20 protein-coding genes are annotated in these 17,721 nt (G+C 65.9%); 9 read left to right on the forward strand and 11 right to left on the reverse strand.

Annotated elements, in window-relative coordinates:
* The first annotated feature begins 46 nt into the window (after positions 1-46).
* From HMI58_RS00650 to HMI58_RS00685, 8 genes are all read left to right on the forward strand, one after another.
* On the forward strand, positions 47-946 hold the full coding sequence (locus HMI58_RS00650) for a sugar phosphate isomerase/epimerase family protein (protein ID WP_225667810.1): 900 nt from the start codon (positions 47-49) through the stop codon (positions 944-946).
* Complete coding sequence (locus HMI58_RS00655) at positions 943-2,103, forward strand: Gfo/Idh/MocA family oxidoreductase (protein WP_171587183.1); 1,161 nt, start codon at positions 943-945, stop codon at positions 2,101-2,103. The genes HMI58_RS00650 and HMI58_RS00655 overlap by 4 nt, the downstream gene beginning before the upstream one ends.
* Positions 2,104-2,129: 26 nt before the next feature.
* On the forward strand, positions 2,130-2,867 hold the full coding sequence (locus tag HMI58_RS00660) for a sugar phosphate isomerase/epimerase (protein ID WP_171617802.1): 738 nt from the start codon (positions 2,130-2,132) through the stop codon (positions 2,865-2,867).
* A complete protein-coding gene (locus HMI58_RS00665; RefSeq protein WP_171617803.1) occupies positions 2,864-3,967 on the forward strand; it encodes a Gfo/Idh/MocA family oxidoreductase in 1,104 nt (367 codons plus the stop codon). The genes HMI58_RS00660 and HMI58_RS00665 overlap by 4 nt, the downstream gene beginning before the upstream one ends.
* Before the next feature lie 9 nt (positions 3,968-3,976).
* Positions 3,977-4,975, forward strand: coding sequence for a sugar phosphate isomerase/epimerase family protein (locus tag HMI58_RS00670; protein ID WP_171617804.1), 999 nt, complete (start codon positions 3,977-3,979; stop codon positions 4,973-4,975).
* Between the two features lie 105 nt (positions 4,976-5,080).
* A complete protein-coding gene (nadE, locus tag HMI58_RS00675; RefSeq protein ID WP_171617805.1) occupies positions 5,081-5,905 on the forward strand; it encodes an ammonia-dependent NAD(+) synthetase in 825 nt (274 codons plus the stop codon).
* A 29-nt stretch (positions 5,906-5,934) separates the two neighbouring features.
* On the forward strand, positions 5,935-6,735 hold the full coding sequence (locus HMI58_RS00680) for an exodeoxyribonuclease III (RefSeq protein ID WP_171617806.1): 801 nt from the start codon (positions 5,935-5,937) through the stop codon (positions 6,733-6,735).
* 3 nt (positions 6,736-6,738) lie between these two features.
* Positions 6,739-7,593, forward strand: coding sequence for a hypothetical protein (locus tag HMI58_RS00685; RefSeq protein WP_171617807.1), 855 nt, complete (start codon positions 6,739-6,741; stop codon positions 7,591-7,593).
* An 11-nt stretch (positions 7,594-7,604) separates the two neighbouring features.
* On the opposite strand, the gene HMI58_RS00690 is transcribed toward HMI58_RS00685, so the two are convergent.
* The 5 genes from HMI58_RS00690 to HMI58_RS00710 all read right to left on the reverse strand — a co-directional run bounded on the left by HMI58_RS00690 (position 7,605) and on the right by HMI58_RS00710 (position 12,794).
* The gene (locus HMI58_RS00690) at positions 7,605-8,342 is read right to left on the reverse strand and encodes an alanine--tRNA ligase-related protein (RefSeq protein ID WP_171617808.1); all 738 of its coding nucleotides are present in this window, start codon (positions 8,340-8,342) and stop codon (positions 7,605-7,607) included.
* A gap of 9 nt (positions 8,343-8,351) precedes the next feature.
* Positions 8,352-9,377 carry a LacI family DNA-binding transcriptional regulator gene (locus tag HMI58_RS00695; RefSeq protein WP_171617809.1) on the reverse strand — a complete coding sequence of 342 codons (1,026 nt, stop codon included), beginning with the start codon at positions 9,375-9,377 and terminating at the stop codon, positions 8,352-8,354.
* A gap of 6 nt (positions 9,378-9,383) precedes the next feature.
* On the reverse strand, positions 9,384-10,346 hold the full coding sequence (locus HMI58_RS00700; RefSeq protein WP_171617810.1) for a carbohydrate ABC transporter permease: 963 nt from the start codon (positions 10,344-10,346) through the stop codon (positions 9,384-9,386).
* On the reverse strand, positions 10,343-11,308 hold the full coding sequence (locus HMI58_RS00705; RefSeq protein WP_171617811.1) for a sugar ABC transporter permease: 966 nt from the start codon (positions 11,306-11,308) through the stop codon (positions 10,343-10,345). Before HMI58_RS00705 ends, HMI58_RS00700 begins: the two co-directional genes overlap by 4 nt.
* A gap of 130 nt (positions 11,309-11,438) precedes the next feature.
* Positions 11,439-12,794, reverse strand: coding sequence for an ABC transporter substrate-binding protein (locus HMI58_RS00710; protein WP_171617812.1), 1,356 nt, complete (start codon positions 12,792-12,794; stop codon positions 11,439-11,441).
* 175 nt (positions 12,795-12,969) lie between these two features.
* Between HMI58_RS00710 and HMI58_RS00715 the strand changes: the two genes are divergently transcribed.
* Complete coding sequence (locus HMI58_RS00715; RefSeq protein ID WP_171617813.1) at positions 12,970-14,715, forward strand: alpha-amylase family glycosyl hydrolase; 1,746 nt, start codon at positions 12,970-12,972, stop codon at positions 14,713-14,715.
* On the opposite strand, the gene HMI58_RS00720 is transcribed toward HMI58_RS00715, so the two are convergent.
* The 6 genes from HMI58_RS00720 to HMI58_RS00745 form a co-directional block, all read right to left on the reverse strand.
* The gene (locus HMI58_RS00720; RefSeq protein WP_171617814.1) at positions 14,712-15,332 is read right to left on the reverse strand and encodes a hypothetical protein; all 621 of its coding nucleotides are present in this window, start codon (positions 15,330-15,332) and stop codon (positions 14,712-14,714) included. The genes HMI58_RS00715 and HMI58_RS00720 overlap by 4 nt on opposite strands.
* On the reverse strand, positions 15,329-15,916 hold the full coding sequence (locus tag HMI58_RS00725; protein ID WP_171617815.1) for a DUF6286 domain-containing protein: 588 nt from the start codon (positions 15,914-15,916) through the stop codon (positions 15,329-15,331). Before HMI58_RS00725 ends, HMI58_RS00720 begins: the two co-directional genes overlap by 4 nt.
* Positions 15,913-16,278, reverse strand: coding sequence for a hypothetical protein (locus HMI58_RS00730; protein ID WP_171587169.1), 366 nt, complete (start codon positions 16,276-16,278; stop codon positions 15,913-15,915). Before HMI58_RS00730 ends, HMI58_RS00725 begins: the two co-directional genes overlap by 4 nt.
* Positions 16,275-16,466: a DUF2273 domain-containing protein gene (locus HMI58_RS00735; RefSeq protein ID WP_171617816.1), complete on the reverse strand. Its 192-nt coding sequence runs from the start codon at positions 16,464-16,466 to the stop codon at positions 16,275-16,277. Before HMI58_RS00735 ends, HMI58_RS00730 begins: the two co-directional genes overlap by 4 nt.
* An 8-nt stretch (positions 16,467-16,474) precedes the next feature.
* Entirely contained in the window at positions 16,475-16,972 is a 498-nt protein-coding gene (locus HMI58_RS00740; RefSeq protein ID WP_171617817.1) for an Asp23/Gls24 family envelope stress response protein, read from the reverse strand.
* An 84-nt stretch (positions 16,973-17,056) separates the two neighbouring features.
* Complete coding sequence (locus HMI58_RS00745; RefSeq protein WP_171617818.1) at positions 17,057-17,659, reverse strand: hypothetical protein; 603 nt, start codon at positions 17,657-17,659, stop codon at positions 17,057-17,059.
* Between the last annotated feature and the right edge of the window lie 62 nt (positions 17,660-17,721).

The raw sequence follows: 17,721 nt of genomic DNA on the forward strand, positions 1-17,721 counted from the left end.
ACCCGCGGCACCCGTCAACCCCAATACAGCGAGAGGAGGCAGGGCCTTGGAGAGCTCATTCCAGCGACCCATCGGTGTCAACACCTGGGTGTGGGTTTCCCCCCTCACCGACGCCACCCTGCCTCCCCTGCTGGGGTCCATTGCCGACATGGGGTTCGACGCCGTTGAGCTCCCGCTGGAGAACATCGGCGACTTCACAGCAGAGGTGGTCACCAATTCCCTGCACGGGATGCACCCCTATTTAGTGGGTGCAATGGCGCCGGGCCGTGACCTCATCCTCGCCGACGACTCCGTCATCCTGCAGACTCAGCGGTACCTCAGCGCCTGCATCCAGCTGGCGCACGACATCGGCGCCCCGTCTGTCTGTGGACCGTTCTATTCCTCCACCGGCCGGGTGTGGCGGATGGACGACGACGAACGAACTGCCGCATACCGGCAGTTACGCCGCAACCTTGCCCCCCTCGTGGACGAGGCTGCCGGCGCCGGCGTCATCCTCGGAGTCGAACCCCTGAACCGGTACGAGACGCCGCTCATCAACACCGTCGCCCAGGGACTTGACGCGCTGGGCCCGCTCCTTGGCCCGCACCTCGGTCTGGCCCTGGACACCTACCATCTGAACATTGAGGAGCGTTCCTCAGCGGACGCCATCCGGGCTGCGGGAGAGCACCTGGTGCACCTACAGGTCTGTGGCAATGACCGCGGCGCACCGGGCGGCGACCAGACTGACTGGACAGCCATCCTGGACGCCCTCGACACCACCGGGTACGAAGGCCCCCTGAACATTGAGAGCTTCACGGCGCACAACGCCAGCATTGCCACCGCCGCCTCCATCTGGCGGCCCCTCGCCGAGTCCCAGGACCGGCTCGCCCAAGACGGCCTCGCGTTCCTGCGCTCGATCACCCCGCCCAGGACCGGCACGCCCCTGTTTCAAGGAGACCACCTATGACCACCCCCGCCCCGGCAGCCGCTGCCGAGCCCGGCACGCTGGGGGTGGCCGTGCTCGGCTACTCCTTCATGGGGAAGGCTCATTCCAACGCCTGGCGCAACGTGAACGCGTTCTACCCGACGCCCCGGGTGGCACAGCAGCTCCTGGTGGGCCGCGACGCCGGGAAGGTGGCTGAGGCGGCAACCCAGTACGGTTGGGCCGAAAGCTCAACCGACTGGCGTGGGGTGCTGGAACGTGACGACATCCACATCGTGGACATCTGCACCCCGGGGCATCTGCACGCCGAGCTCGCGATCGCGGCCCTGCAGGCCGGCAAACACGTCCTGGTGGAAAAGCCGCTGGCCAATTCGGTGGCCGAGGCCGAGCAGATGGTCGCGGCCGCCGTCGCCGCGCGCGCCCAGGGCGTCCACTCGATGGTCGGGTTCAACTACCGCCGTCTCCCCGCGCTGTCTTTGGCGCGGTCCCTGATTTCTGGCGGGCGAGTGGGGGACGTCCGCCAGATTCGCGTGAGCTATCTGCAGGACTGGCTGGCCGACGAGCGCGCCGCGATGAGCTGGCGGCTGCGCAAGGCGTCGGCTGGCTCGGGCGCCCTCGGCGATCTCGCCTCCCACGCCGTCGACCAGGTGGGGTACCTGCTCGGTGACCCGGTGGTCACCGTGTCCGGGACGGTCAACACCTTCGTCACTGAGCGCCCCGGCCCGGACGGCCCGGAACCGGTGACCGTCGACGACGCCGCCTGGGCCACCCTGCGCCTCGCCTCCGGCGCCGTCGCGAGCCTTGAAGTCTCGCGCTTCGCCACCGGGCGCAAGAACTCGCTGCAGATCGAGGTGTACGGTTCCCGTGGTGGCCTGCGGTTCGACCTTGAACACCTCAACGAGCTGCAGTACTTCGACAGCAGTGTGCCCACCGAGCTGCAGGGTTACAGCAAAATACTGGTCACCGAACCGTCCCACCCGTACCTTGGAGCTTGGTGGCCTGCTGGGCACACCCTCGGCTGGGATCACACGTTCACCAGCCAGGCGGCCGATTTCCTCGCCGCGATCGACTCGGGGACACCGCCGTCGCCGTCGTTCGAGGAGGGGCTGGCCACCCAGCGGGTGCTGGCCGCGCTGGAGGAAAGTGCCGCCCAGGCCGGTACCGCCGTCACGCCCGTTTGAACTGATCTACAGCACGCAGGAGATCCATGGAACTGTCAGTCCAGCTGTACACGGTCCGCGACGCTCTCGTCGCCGATCTCGACCGCACCATCGACCGGATCGCTGCGATGGGTTTCACCAGCGTGGAACCGTACAATTTTGCGGCCGACCACGACCGGTTGGCCGCGGCGCTGCGCCGCAACGGGCTGGCAGCCCCGTCCGGCCACGCACCCCTGCTCTCCGCGAACCAGGAAGACATCTGCTCGGCCGCCCAGTCGCTCGGGATGCGCACCGTGATCGACCCGTTCGTGGATCCGGCACGCTGGGCGTCGGTCGAGGACATCGCGGCCACCGCCGCTCAGCTCAACGATGCTGCCGCGGTGGCGGCCAGGTACGGCCTCCAGGTGGGATACCACAACCACTGGTTCGAGGTGGAGACGGATTTCGAGGGCCGCACCGGCCTTGAGGTGCTGGCTGACCATCTGGACCCGGCCGTGGTCCTGGAAGTGGATACCTACTGGGTGGCGGTCGGCGGGCAGGATCCTGCTGCCCTGCTGGGGCGTCTGGGTGAGCGGGTCCGGCTGATCCACCTCAAGGACGGCGCCATCGACAGGGACCCCACATCGCAGGTGGCTGTCGGCGCGGGACTGATGAACATCGAAGGCGTCCTCCAGGCGTCTTCGGCGGTCGAGACGGTCGTTGTCGAACTCGACGACAGCGCCGGGGACCTCTTCGCAGCGATCGAGGAAAGCCGGCGGTTTCTGCTCGCCCGGGCTGGCGCGTGAGGGGGCCGGTCGGCGTCGCGGTGATCGGCGCCGGAGTGATCAGCAAGGAGTACCTGACCAACCTGACCGCCTTCCCTGATCTCACCGTGCACGTGGTCGCTGACCTTTTCGAGGATGCCGCCCGCGCCCGGGCAACAGAGTTCGGAGTCGACCTGTCAGGAGGGGTGGAGGTTGCGCTGGCCCACTCCGACGTGGAGATCGTGATTAACCTGACCACCCCCGCAGCGCATGTGCCGGTGGCCCTCGCCGCTGTCGCCGCCGGGAAGCACGTCTGGTCCGAGAAGCCGTTCTCCCTCGACCGGAGTTCAGGCACAGGGTTGCTGGCCGCGGCGGAGGCGGCCGGAGTCCGCCTGGGGTGTGCACCCGACACGTTCCTCGGGGCGGGCCTGCAGACCGGCCTGCGCTGCATCCAGCGCGGAGACATTGGGACGCCGCTCACAGCGCTAACCCTCATGCAGTCCCCCGGCCCGGAATCCTGGCACCCCAACCCGGCCTTCCTGTTCCAGGACGGCGCAGGACCGCTGTTCGATATTGGACCGTACTACCTCACCACCCTGGTCCAGGCGTTCGGCTCCATCCGGCGGGTGGCCGCCGCCGGCTCCCGGGCCCGCGACACCCGGGTGATCGGTTCGGGGCCGCTTGCCGGTGAGGAGTTTCGGGTGTCCGTTCCCACCCACGTCAGCGCCCTCACCCAGTTCGACGGCGGCCAGTCGTCGCAGAGCATCTTCAGCTTCGATTCGCCCCTGCCCCGCACCGGTTTCGTGGAGATCACCGGCACCGAGGCGACCATCGCGTTTCCCGACCCGAACGAGTTCCACGGCGACGTCAGGATCTACCGGCACGGCGCGGCGGACTGGGAGACTATCCCCGCCGTCGGGTCGGTGTTCAGCCGGGGCTCCGGTGTCCTCGAGATGGCACGCGCCATCCGGGCGGACCGACCCCACCGCGCGCAGGGGGCGACTGCGTTCCACATCCTTGATGCCATGGTGGCGACCGCCGAGTCCATCGACACCGGCGAGTTTGTCCCTGTGACCAGTTCCGCCGCGGCACTCGATCCCCTTCCCGAAGACTGGGATCCAGCCCAGCCCACCCTCATCTAGGAGTACCCCATGCCACACAACTACACCCTGTTCACCGGCCAGTGGGCCGACCTTCCCTTCGAGGAGGTGGCGCGCCTTGCTGGCGAGTGGGGCTACGACGGCCTCGAGATCGCGGTCTCCGGCGACCACCTGGATGCCTGGCGCTGGGACGACGACGAGTACATCGCCGGGCGGCTCGACATTCTTGAGCGCAACGGGTTGAAGGTGTGGGCCATCTCCAACCATCTCAAGGGCCAGGCCGTCTGCGATGACCCGATCGACTTCAGGCATCAGGCCATCGTGGGACCGCGGGTCTGGGGCGATGGGGATCCCGTCGGAGTGCGGGCCCGCGCCGCCGAGGAGATGAAGTTGACCGCGCGGCTGGCCCAAAAACTCGGCGTGCGGACGGTCGTGGGATTCACCGGGTCCTCGATCTGGCAGTACGTGGCCATGTTCCCTCCGGTGTCCCAGGACGTTGTCGACGCCGGCTACCAGGACTTCGCTGACCGCTGGAACCCCATCCTCGACGTGTTCGATGAGTGCGGCGTCCGGTTCGCGCACGAGGTGCACCCGTCAGAGATTGCCTACGACTACTGGTCCACCCAGCGCACCCTTGAGGCCATCGGCCACCGCCCCGCGTTCGGCCTCAACTGGGATCCGAGCCATTTCATGTGGCAACAGATCGACCCGGTGGCGTTCATCTCCGACTTCGCCGACCGGATCTACCACGTCGACTGCAAGGACACGAAGATGCGGATGGGTGGCGGGCGGAACGGCATCCTCTCCTCCCACCTGCCCTGGGGTGATCCCCGCCGCGGCTGGGACTTCGTGTCCACTGGCCGCGGTGATGTGCCCTGGGAGGACAGTTTCAGGGCACTCACCAGCATCGGTTACGACGGTCCCATCTCGGTGGAATGGGAGGATGCCGGGATGGACCGGTTGGAGGGTGCCCCGGAGGCGTTGGCCTTCCTGAAGAGGTTCAACTTTGCCCCGTCCGGGACCTCTTTCGACGCGGCCTTCAAGCAGTAGTCAGCGGTTCCCTCCTGCACTCCGGGGCGGGGCCGGCCGGAAGGGCGGCGCCGGTGTGTGATTTGCCGTAACGTGCCCGTTACGCCCCCGTAGTAGCCTGTCTCCATGCGCAAAAACCAAGCCAGCATCATTGAGGAAATGGGTGTGCAGCCCACCATTGATCCCGCCGCGGAGATCCGGGCCAGGGTCACCTTCCTGAAGGATTACCTCCGGGCCACCGGCACGAACGGGTTTGTTCTGGGAATCAGCGGCGGAGTCGATTCCTCCCTCTCCGGCCGGCTGGCCCAGCTGGCCGTGACCGAGCTGGCCGAGGAGGGTGTCGACGCCGATTTCATCGCGGTCCGGCTTCCCTACCGCGAGCAGCACGACGAAGAGGATGCGCAGGCCGCCCTCGAGTTCATCCAGCCGAAGAGCCAACGCACCTTCAACGTCGCCGCTGCCGTCGACGGTTTCGAGGCGGAGTACGCCGCCGCGACCGGCGAGGACATCTCCGACTTCACCAAGGGGAACATCAAGGCCAGGGCACGGATGGTCTCCCAGTACGCCCTCGCCGGGCAGCATAACCTGCTGGTCATCGGCACTGACCACGGCGCCGAATCGGTTACCGGGTTCTTCACCAAGTACGGCGACGGCGGCGCGGACATCCTCCCCCTGTTCGGCCTGAACAAGCGCCAGAACCGGGCGCTCCTGAAGGAGCTCGGCGCACCCGAGCAGATCTACGCGAAGGTGCCCACGGCTGACCTGCTCGACCTCCAGCCCGGCCGCACCGACGAGCACGAACTCGGGATCACCTACGACCAGATCGACGACTACCTGGAGGGCCGGGAGATCGATGAGGCAGCCGCACTGGCCATCGAACGCCGTCACGCCATCACCCGGCACAAGCGCACCGTCCCGGTCACCATCCTCGACACCTGGTGGCGGGACTGACGCAACAGGACCTTGGTAACGTGTTCCCTGTGAAGATAGCCACCTGGAACGTCAATTCCCTCCGAGCCCGCGCCGACCGCGTCGAGGCCTGGCTCGCCCGCTCCGACGTCGATGTGCTGGCGATTCAGGAAACCAAGTGCAAGGACGAGAACTTCCCCTGGGAGCTCTTCGAAGCCAACGGCTACGAAGTGGCGCACTTCGGCCTGAGCCAGTGGAACGGTGTAGCCATCGCGTCACGGGTGGGGCTCGCGGACGTCGAACGCACCTTTGAGGGTCAACCGACCTTCGGGAAGGACGTGGAACCGGTCCAGGAGGCCCGTGCGATCGGCGCCACCTGCGGCGGCGTCCGGGTGTGGAGCCTGTATGTGCCCAACGGCCGGTCCCTCGACGACCCGCACATGCAGTACAAGATCGACTGGCTGGACACTTTGCGGGCCAAGGCGCTCGGCTGGGTCGAGGCTGACCCGTCGGCGCAGATCGCGCTCACCGGTGACTGGAACATCGCCCCGCGGGATGAGGATGTCTGGGACATTGACCTGTTCCAGCGGGAGGGCTACACCCATGTCAGCCCGCAGGAGCGTGCGGCGTTCCACGCTTTCGAAAGTTCGGGCTTCACCGACGTCGCCCGGCCCCACACGCCCGGCCCCGGCGTGTACACGTACTGGGACTACAAACAGCTGAGCTTTCCCAAGAAGATGGGCATGCGAATCGACTTTGTGCTGGCCTCTCCTGCGCTGGCGGAACGCGTGACCGGCGCATCGATTGACCGCGAGGAACGTAAGGGCAAGGGCGCGTCCGACCATGCCCCGGTCATTGTGGAGCTCGGGTAGCTGATGGCGGCCATCGGCCCAGCCGCCACGGGCCACACCTTCCCCTATGTGTCCTACCTCAGGGTCTACGAGCCGCTCGAGGCGTTCAGCGATGCCCAGCAGCTGGTCATCCTCGAACAGCGGTCACGTGACCGCTTGGTCACTGAGGGGATCGAGCGGACCAATTCGCTGCACCGGATCCTCCGGCAGGTGTCCGACCCCTTCCCCCATCACGGAGCGGACCTGGTCCGGGTGCTGCACTTCCCCGGCAGCAACGGCACCACCACCCGGTACTACTGCCCCAACCAGCTGGCCGTGCGCACCTCCCTGGCCGCCGAATCCCTGGGCCAGACCATCCGCGGCCCGCTGGTGGACGTGCTCCTCCCCGAAGCCGCCACGGACGCCCACCAGGCGCGGCTTGACCCCGAGACGGTCGCTGAGACCACCGCCAAGTTGTACACCCGCTCGGCCACCTGGGGGATCCCGTTTTCGTGGTTCGTCCTGATCCACGAGGACGACCTCACCGAGGTGATCGAGGAGGGCGGAAAGGTGCGCACTGTCCGTGTCGCGACGGCGGTGCACGAGTGCATCGAGCGGGCCAAGCACGCGATGGCTTCGCTGGCTATTGCCGCGCCGGAGCTCGACCTGATTGATGACCTGACCGACATCATTGGGTGGTTGCAACTCTTCCGCCTGGACGCCGTGGTGGAACTGGACTACGGCCCGGTCGCTGACCTGGTGTTCCCGGACGAGTCACCCATGGATGTCCGCCTCGGCATCGAGTGCCTCTCCGAGGGGGACATGACCGGGGCCGCCGCGTCCTACCGGCGGCTGGCGTCCCGCTGGATCCCGATCCGGCAGCTGGCGCGGGCCAACTAGCCGGCCCAGCCCTAGTTGATGCCTTCCACCGCGTAGGAGACCTTGGTGAGGCCCTTCTTCGAACGGATCTTCGTGATGGTCAGGGTGCCAATATCCGAGACGTCCTTCACATGCGTGCCACCACACGGGACACCGAAGTCTGGGGTGTAAAGGACGATCCGTGCGGGTTTGTTGGTCGGAATGTTGTCCGGAACGTTCCGGCAGTACTCGCCCATCTGGGACACCGGCATGAACCGGATCTCGTTGGTGCTGCCCGCGTCGATCACGCTCCGGGCGGCCTCCTGGACCTGCGCGACGACGGCGTCGACATCAGCTGGCGCGAGGGTGGCGTTGTATTCCACGAACGACATGTGCGGGTAGTGGGCACCCTTGCCGGGAACCCACGGTAACCCCAGGCGTTCCACCGCCAGGTCCACCACATGCCCGGCCGAGTGTAGCCGGGTGTTGGCAGTCCGCCGGGCGGCATCGACTTCAAGGGATACCTCGCCGCCTTCAGTGATAGGGCCGGCACCGAGGTGGTGTACCACTCCCTCTGGATCCAGCCGAACCTCCTCGACGACGAACGCGGTGTCCCCGGTGGAGGACAGGATCCGTCCCATGTCCCAGTCCTGGCCTCCACCGCGGGGGTAGAAACAGGTGCGGTCCAGCACCACGTCGGTGCGGCCGTCGTCGTCGGCGCTGACCGAGAGAACGCGGGCGGTGCCCGTGAGCACGTCGAAGTCGTTGAGGTACATCAGTTCGGTAGCCATCTGCCGAGTCTAGCGACCTCTGGCATGCCCCCGGGGCGGCGCCGTGGAGTTCCGGATGATCAGTTCGTGCGGTCGGGGCGTCGGCACCGCCAACGGTGGCGCACCCTCCAGTTCTGCGAGGAGAAGGTCGGTCGCATAGGCGCCCTGCTCCTCGGGGCGCTGGCGAATGGTGGTCAGGTTCATCGGCTCCGCGAACTCATGGTCGTCAATACCCACCACCGAGAGTTGATCCGGGATGCTGATGCCCAGCTCGGCCGCCGCAGTGATGACTCCAAACGCCATTTCATCTGACGAGCAGAAGACGGCCGTCGGACGGTCGGCGGGATCCTGCAGGAGCGCAAGCGCCGCCTCCTTGCCCTGTTTGAAGCGGAAATCACCGAACAGTGACCATTCAGGGCGCACCACGAGACCGTGGGCTGCCATGGCGCCCAGATACGCCTCCTCACGGATGCGCGGCACCTCGAACTCGATACCGTAGGACCCACCGCCCCGCAGGTGGGCGATGTCCGTGTGCCCCAGCGAGATGAGGTGTTCGACGGCGTCGCGGGCTGCCGCGTCGTCGTCGATCCCCACGTGCCGGACGCCCCTGACCGACCCGCCGACCACGATGGTTGGCGACTCCAGTGCGTGCAGTGACTGGAGCTCATCATCGGTAAGTTCCATGCACATCACCAGGAGCGCGTCGATCCGCTTGCGGAGGATTGACCGGTGGAACACCCGCTCACGGTTCACTCCGGTCCCGCCGAGGCTGAACACCACCAGGTCGTACCCGGCGGCGCGCAACTGGCGGTCCACTCCCTCCAGCACGGCAGAGAAGTACCAGCGTTCAATCAGCGGCAGCAGCACCCCCATCGCCATGGTCCTGCCGGACGCGAGCCCCGAGGCCGACGACGACGGGACATACCCGAGCGCCTCCGCCGCAGCCAGGACCTTCATCCTGGTGTCGGCCGAAACCCCCGGCAGCCCGCGGAGTGCGCGGGAGACGGTGGCAGTCGAGACCCCGATTGACCTGGCAACGTGGTCAATGCCGGTCATGGCTGATCACCCCTTCAGACCACCCGCCAGCAGCCCGCGGACGAAGTACCGCTGCAGCCCGAAGAACACCAGCAACGGCACGATCATCGAGACGAAGGCGCCGGCCGTCAGCCGGTGCCATTCACTGCCACGGGTTCCGGTGAGCTCGGCCAGCCGTTGGGTGATGGGGGCGACGTCGGGCGTGCCACCAGAGAAGACCAGGGCGACCAACAGATCATTCCAGACCCACAGGAACTGGAAGATGGCGTAGGACGCCAGCGCCGGTACCGACAACGGGATGATGATGCGCCAGAAAATGGTTGAGTGCCCGGCGCCGTCCACCTTCGCCGCCTCGATCACCTCACCCGGAATCTCGGCGATGAAGTTGTGGAGCAGGAAGATGGCCAATGGCAGGGCGAAGATAGTGTGGGCTATCCACAGCTGGGCGTAGGACCCCGACGGAAGGAGTTGCACATCACCGATCTGCAGGTTGACGAACAGTCGCAGCAGCGGGATCAGCGCCATCTGCAACGGGATGATCTGCAGGGCGAAGATGAACACAAACATGGTGTCCTTGCCCCTGAACTTGCCCCAGGCGAACATGTAGGCGGCCATGGCCGCGATCACCAGTGGAATCAGGGTGGCGGGAATGACAATTGCCAGGGAGTTCACAAAATAGTCGCCCAGGTTCGGCGATTGGCTTCCGCCCGGGACCAACACATCTGAGTAATTGTCGAGGGTGACTTCGAAATCGGTGAAAACATTCCACCAGCCGTTGCGCTGGATGTTGTCCTCAGGCCGGAACGAGGAGATCAGCAGGCCGGCCGTGGGAATGGTCCACACCGTGGCGATGATGATCGCGGCGATGGTTGCGCCGCGTGAGGTGAGACGCTGCTTCACCCGGCGGGTGATGGGCGGTTCCACCGCCGACGGCTCGTCGGTTGGATGAGGAGTAGCGGGCACTGGCGGCATAGTCGGTGTCGAACTCATCGGATCTGCCTTTGCTGCTTGAGGACGCGGGCGTTGTAGATGACCACCGGCAGGACCATCAGGAACAGGACAAGTGCCAGGGCCGCACCGCGGCCCGGCTCACCGGCCCGGAACGCCTGGGTATACATCTCGTTGGCGATCACCGACGTGTCATAGTTTCCGGCGGTCATGGTGCGCACAATGTCGAAGACCTTCAACGTGATGATGGTGATGGTGGTGATCACCACCACCAGCGCCCCGCGGATGGACGGAATGGTGATGTCCTTGAATTGCTGCCACGCCGAGGCCCCGTCCAGCCGGGACGCCTCGACGATTTCCGCGGGGATACCCTTGATGGCTGCGGACAGGATCACCATGGCGAAGCCCACCTGGATCCAGATCATCACGGCGATCAGGAAGAAGGTGTTGCCGGGTGCGTCGAGCAGGAACTGCTGGGGTTCACCGCCGAACGAGACGAGAATCTGGTTCAGGAGGCCGATCTGTTCCTGCTCCGGACCCCTGTACGCGTATATGAACCGCCAGATGACACCGGCACCGACCATTGAGATGGCCATCGGCATGAAGACCAGCGCCTTGAGGGTCCGCTCCCCCCGGGCTTTGTCGATGATCACCGCGTACACCAGCCCGACGCCGGTCGCGAGGATGGGAACGAGGACCATCCACAGCACCGTATTGCGCAGGGTGATGAGCGCCGTGGGTTCGGTGAACATCCAGATGAAGTTCTGGATGCCGTTGAGGTTCCCCTCGCGGTCGGTGAACGCCAGGAAGGTGGTCTGTACAGCGGGCCAGATCATGCCGACGATGAGGAGGATCGCCGCCGGTGCCAGGAAACCTGCAATCGTCACCCGGTCGCGGATTGATTTGGGCGCCCGATCAACAATGAGCATGATTATTCCGATAATGGCGGCGAATATGGCCAGCGCCACCACTACCTGCAGGAACTTATTGCCAAGATCCTCCATTACGCAGCCTCCTTGGTGCGATAAAGGTTGGGCACAATGTGTGCGCGCTGCATCGAGCGCTAGGTGGGGACTGTCAAGCCGAACCCGGCGTTCCCCCTGGTCGGGGGAACGCCGGGTTGGTCACTTATGGTTACTGCGGCCAGGAGCTTTCGATGGTGTCGAGAACCTCGGCGGTCTCCGACCCGTTGATCCACTCGACGATCCCGCTCCAGAAGGAGTTGGAACCGACTGCGCCCGGCATCAGGTCAGATGCGTCGAAGCGGAAGACCGTTTCCTCACTCTGCAGCAGTTCGATGGACTGGCGGTCCAGGTCGGAGGTGGCCACTGCTGGGTCAAGCTGCAGGTTCGCGCTGATTGCCCCACCCTGTTCCACCCGTGCGTTCGCGAACTCACCGGAGGCCATGTAGGTCTGAAGTGCAACAACCTCTGGACGGTCGGCGTAGGCCGCGACGAACTCGCCGCCGCCGGTCACGGCGTTGGCGCCGGCCTCGACACCCGGGGTGATGAAGGCCCACACGTCGCCGTCTTCAGCGACAGAGGTTCCCTCCGGCCAGTTGGACGCCTGGAATGATGCCTGGTGATGCATGGCGCAGGCGCCGTCGAGGACCGGCTGCCCGGCATCGGGGAATGGAGTCGACAGGATAGACCGGGAGTCCCCAAACCCCCCATTGACATAGTCGTCGTTCTTGAGAATGTCGCCCACCGCGTCAAACGCCTCGGCGATCTGCGGGTCGTTGAACGGGATGTCGTGGGCAATCCACTGGTCGTAGACCTCCGGTCCTGACTGCCGCAGCACATAGTCCTCCACCCAGTCAGTGCCCGGCCAGCCGGTCGCCTCACCGGATTCGAAGCCGGCACACCAGGGCTTCATGGTTCCTTCGGCTGCGATTTCCTCGGTCAGGGTCATCATCTCGTCGAGTGTTTCAGGAATTTCCCAGCCCTTCTCCTCGAAGGTTGCCGGGTCGTACCAGACGTAGCCCTTGATGCTGGCGAGCATCGGTGCGGCGTAGAAGACATCGTCAATGGTGCCGTACCCCTTCCAGTCTTCCGACCAGTTTTCATCCACCAGCGCTTCCACCTCGGCCGGTGCTGGCAGGACGTTCCCGCCGGCAACCTCAGCTGCGAGGAGTCCGGGCTGTGGGAAGATCGCAATGTCTGGTGGGGTGCCACCCTGGGACCGCACACCGATCTGGGTCTCAAACTCCCGCGATCCTTCGTAGACCACCTCGATCCCCGTGCACTCGGAGAAGTCTGCCCAAGCGCCTTCCAGCCGCTCGGCCTCAACGTCGACGATGGTTGAGTAGGCGCTCACCTCGGCGTCTTCAAAGGTGCCGTAGGTTTCGTAAGCGGCACAGTCAGCAGCCGGCTCGTTGCCGCCGCCGCCGTCGTCGTCCGTAGACCCGCCGCCACAGGCAGAGAGGGCCAGTGTCAGTACGCTCAGTGCCGCAAGTGGCAGCAGCGTTTTCTTGGTGCGAATTGTCGCCATGAATAGACTCCTTTGTCTGGCGGCGGCACCTCACAAAACGCGCCCCGCCTCAGCGTTTGGTAAAATGAATGTAAGCGCTTACGTACTTTGCGACAATACATGTGCCAAAAGTCACACCGTTTTGATACCAAATCGTGACTCGCGCCCTGCCCCCACAATTCTCCTAGGAGAGTAAATGACTGCCTCGGCACCCGCTGTCAGCCACTCGACCGACGCCCCCGCTACCCAGAGCCCGTGGTGGGCGGACGCGGTGATTTATCAGATCTACCCCCGGTCCTTCGCCGACGGTAACGCCGACGGCATGGGCGACCTGCCCGGCGTCAGGAGCCGGCTCCCCTACCTCCGTAACCTGGGGGTGGATGCCATCTGGCTGTCCCCGTTCTACGTCTCCCCGCAGGCGGACGCAGGCTACGACGTCGCCGACTACCGCGACGTGGATCCCCTGTTCGGCACACTCGCCGATTTCGATTCGATGCTCGCCGAGGCCCACGACTCAGGCATGAAGGTGATCGTGGACCTGGTCCCGAACCACACCTCGGACGAGCACGACTGGTTCAAGGCCGCCAAGGCCTCCCCGATCGGCTCACCCGAACGCGACAGGTACATTCTCCGTGACGGCAAGGGCCCGGCAGGCGAGCTGCCACCTAACAACTGGCAGTCGATCTTCGGTGGCAACGCGTGGACACGGCTCGACGACGGCCAGTGGTACCTGCACCTCTTCGACACCAAGCAGCCGGACCTGAACTGGGACAACCCCGAAGTACGGGCCGAGATGGTCTCGGTGCTGCGGTTCTGGCTTGACCGCGGTGTGGACGGCTTCCGAATCGACGTCGCACACGGCATGGTCAAAGCCGAGGGCCTGCCTGACTGGGCCGAGCAGGCCCGCATGATCGACGGCGGACATGCGGACCAGGCTGCCGACTCTGACAGTGCCAGCACCGAGACGACCCCGCCGTACTTTGATCAGCCGGGCGTGCACGATATCTACCGCGAGTGGAACAAGGTCCTCGCCCAGTACGACGGCGACCGCATGCTGGTCGCCGAAGCCTGGGTTGAACCAGCCGAACGCCTCTTCCGGTATGTCCGCCACGATGAAATGCAGCAGGCGTTCAACTTTGACTTTCTGCTGGCTGGCTGGGACGCCGCCCAGCTGACCAGCAGCATCACCGAGTCGCTGGCTGAAGCTGGGAAGGTAGGCGCCCCGAGCACCTGGGTGATGTCCAACCATGACACCGTCCGGCACACCAGCCGGTTTGGACTCGAGGATCCGACCCAGTTCCCGAAGGGTCTGGGCTCACAGCACGAACAGCCGGATGAGTCCCTGGGCCTGGCGCGAGGCCGGGCCGCGGCCCTGGTGATGCTGGGGCTTCCGGGTTCCGCGTACCTCTACCAGGGGGACGAGCTGGGCCTGCCGGAGCACACCACGCTTCCCGACGGCGTCCGCGAGGACCCCACTTACGCCCGCACCAGCGGGAGCGAGATCGGTCGGGACGGGTGCCGCGTGCCCCTGCCCTGGGTGGCCGAGGCTCCGGGCTTTGGCTTCGGCGTGTACGACGCCGTCAGCGCACCGGGAGCAGCCCCCTGGCTGCCGCAGCCGACCAGTTTTGCCGGCTACGCCGCCGACCAGCAGGTGGGTGTGGACGGCTCCACATTCGAGCTGTACCGCAGCGCCCTCGGCCTGCGCCGCAGTCACGGGCTGGGAACCGGCCGCCTGGAATGGACCCCCCTGAACAGCCCCCAGGAGGGGGTGCTTTCCTACCGCAACGGCGAGGTCCTGGTCTTCGCCAACATGGGCGCCGAGACGATTGACCTTCCGAATGACCACCGGGTGATCCTGGCCAGCGGCGAGGCGTCGGTCGACGGCGGTCGGCTCACTGCCAATGCTTCGGTGTGGCTGGTGGCCGCGGAGTCCGCCAGTTAGCGAACCCGTTCCACCCGGGTGAAACGGGCCCGGGCGCCGGCGCTGATACTGATCAGCACCGGCGTCTGCCGTCCCACCATCAGGTCCAGGGCTTCGACCAGCTCCGTGACCTCGGTTGCCACCTCGTGCGGGGAGACGCCAGGTCGGGGGAACACCTTCACCTTCAGCGCCGGTTCCCCGCCGAACTCGAAGGTGGTGACGGTGGCGTTCACCAGGTCGCTGCGCTCCAGCAGGGCTGACTTCAGCGCCTGCTCTGCCACGGAGCCGTTGATGATGATCCGCCCGGCGGCTTCCTCGCCGTCCTCACCGTCGGTGTAATCCTGTGCCAGGGTTCCCGAGCGGCCGCGGCCCTGCGCCGCAATCCAGACCGCCATCAGAATGACTATCAGCAGCATCAGCAGCGCCACCACAATCCAGAGCCAGCTGTCCTGCTGACCGCTGAGGGTGGTTCGTTCGAGAAGGCCGTCGATTGACCGGCCCAGGTCCGCTGCCACCGCGTGCCACCACCGCGCTGCGGCGGGGACCACCTGAAGTGCGGCCAGCCCGCCAACCGCCATGAGCAGGACGCCGAGCAAACCCAGCATCACCCGGTTCAGCATCCGTGGTGTCTGGTTCACTGCCCGATCACCCCCGACAGCGCAACTGCCACCCGGACGGCTGGCAGCGGTTCGACCGAGGTCTTCCGCAATTCGTCCTCGACGACACTGCGGACCCCCTCGACGTCGACCGGCACGCCGGACGTAGGGCGCACCTGCACCTCAACGGCGCGGCGCCCTACCGTCACCATCACCTGGTCACCCGTCACCCCGGCGGCCACCCGCGCGCGGCGCGCCAGGGCCGATGCGAGCACTTCGGCGTCCACCACGATGGCGGTGCGCGGGTTGGGAATGGTGTGGCGTGCCCGGCGTCCCGGGAGCACCGCGTTGAGGAAGAACAGTAGTCCAATAATGAACACCAGCAGTCCGGCACCGACCAGCGGTGCCGCCGCGACGTTGTCGGAGAGGCTGCCCACCCAGCCGGCTGCCTGATCAGGGCCGACCAGCCACGGGTCCTGCCCGGTCGCCTTTAGCGCGGCCTCGAACATTACGTAGAGGCAGAAGGCGGAAATGAGGACCGCCGCAGCAATGGAGGGCGCGGCGCGCGATGAGTGCAGTTCTCGGCGCACCACCCGCTGGGTCAGCTGCGTTATCCGTTCGCTCACCTGGTGCGTCCCCCTTCAATCAGCCTGATACCGGTGATGCGGATGTCGACCCTGCTGAGCCGTGAACCACTCAAGTGCGCAACCCGTTGGAGGATCAGCGCCTTCGCGGCGTGCGTGCGGTCCCAGATCGACCCGCCGATACCACCGATCAGGGATGGTTCGCGGGCCGCACGGGTCAGTGAGGGCACGCCGATCGGAAGCGACAGGCGGAGCGCCAGAAGACCCCGGTCGTCAGACCAGCTTGCCTTGATTTGTTGCGCCGGTATGCCAAAGACGTCGGCGGCAACGGCTTGGGCAGTACTGGTCAGGGCCTGGGTACTGATCCGGTTGTGCCCCGCAAATCCCGAGGGTGCGCCGTTCACGAGGACGAGCGGCGGCCCGTGAGCGCGTCACGGACGCTGCCCAGATCCAGCTTGCCTTCAGCGACCCGGCCGAGCAGGGCGCCGACGGCCAGGAACAGGGTCATCAGGAGGAAGCCCCAGAACCCGAAGATCAGGGCGGTGAAGGCGAGGATGGCGCCGATCGCTATGCCAACTACTGTGGGAGTCATGATGTGGCCTAACCTGCTGTGCGGGATTTGTCAGGGCTTTTGGGATCATTCAATCCGGGAACGTGAACATCGGTGATCTCGACGTTGACCTCGATCACCTGCAGCCCCACCAGTTCCTGCACCCCGTGATAGACGGCGGCACGCACCTGGTCGGCGACGCCGGTGAGGGGGTGGCCGTATTCGGCCACCAGGACGATGTCCACGGCAACCTGGGTTTCGCCCACCTCGACCTGGACCCCCTGGCTGAGATCACTGCCGCCGACGGCGTCACGGATGGCACCCAGCGCCCTGCCCGTCCCGGTGCCGAGGCTGTAGACGCCCGGGACCTTGCGTGCGGCGATGGCTGCGACCTTCGCCACGGCGGGGTCGGCGATGGTGGTTCGACCGCCGGTTGCGACCTCCTGGCCATTCGCCAGGGTCACCTCACCCGAGGGTGAGTCATGCGGGAACTCGGGCAGTTCGTCCATCGGCCGTCGCTGCGGCGGTGGTGTCCGTTTCTCATCCATCTGCTGTACTCGCCTTTCGTTGTGCTCAGCCTAACGGTTACCCCGCCACGAAGGCACGGCCACGGGTCGGCGAGTGAAAACGGACTATTGGAGTGGATCGCTGCAGTGCTGGTGCAGCCACTCCTCGATGGGCGCGACGGCGGCCCGGTACGCAGCTTCGTCGAAGGTCCCACCGTCCTGGGTGCTGGCGGGAACCACGTCCTGCAGCCGGTCAAAGTCATCGGCAAGTTCTGGTGGAACCATTGACCGCAGGTCATCAATCTGCTCGTGCAACCGGTCGACGTTGTCGCTGTCGGTGCCACCCAGAAGGCTGAGGGGGGCGAGCAGGATCGAGGACACGCCTGCCGCCACGATGACGCAGTCCTTGAGGGACGTCTGCGGGTCTGTGGTTTCCGGCTGCGACGAGTCCGGCTGTGCGGTTGCCGTGGCGCCGGGTGCCGGGGACGCCGTGGCGTCCGCGGGACCCGACTCTGTGGTCACGGCATCGCCGTCGGTTTCAGGTCCGTTGCCCCGGTCCGTCGTGTCGCCGGTTGCCTCCGGAGCGGGCGCCTCGGTAGTGGGCGTCTCGGTGACGATGTCTGGAAGCTCGATCGCGGTGCCAGCGGTGTCGGGCGTTGAGCCGACACACCCGGTGAGGGAACATGCCAGCGCCAGCATGGAGGCGACAGCGAAACGCGGTCTCAACACCCAAGCAACTCCTGATCTGGCCGGCTACGAACTGAACATGTCAATGGTACTTAACGCACGAG

The organism is Arthrobacter sp. 147(2020), assembly GCF_013116715.1.
Classification (GTDB): domain Bacteria; phylum Actinomycetota; class Actinomycetes; order Actinomycetales; family Micrococcaceae; genus Arthrobacter_D.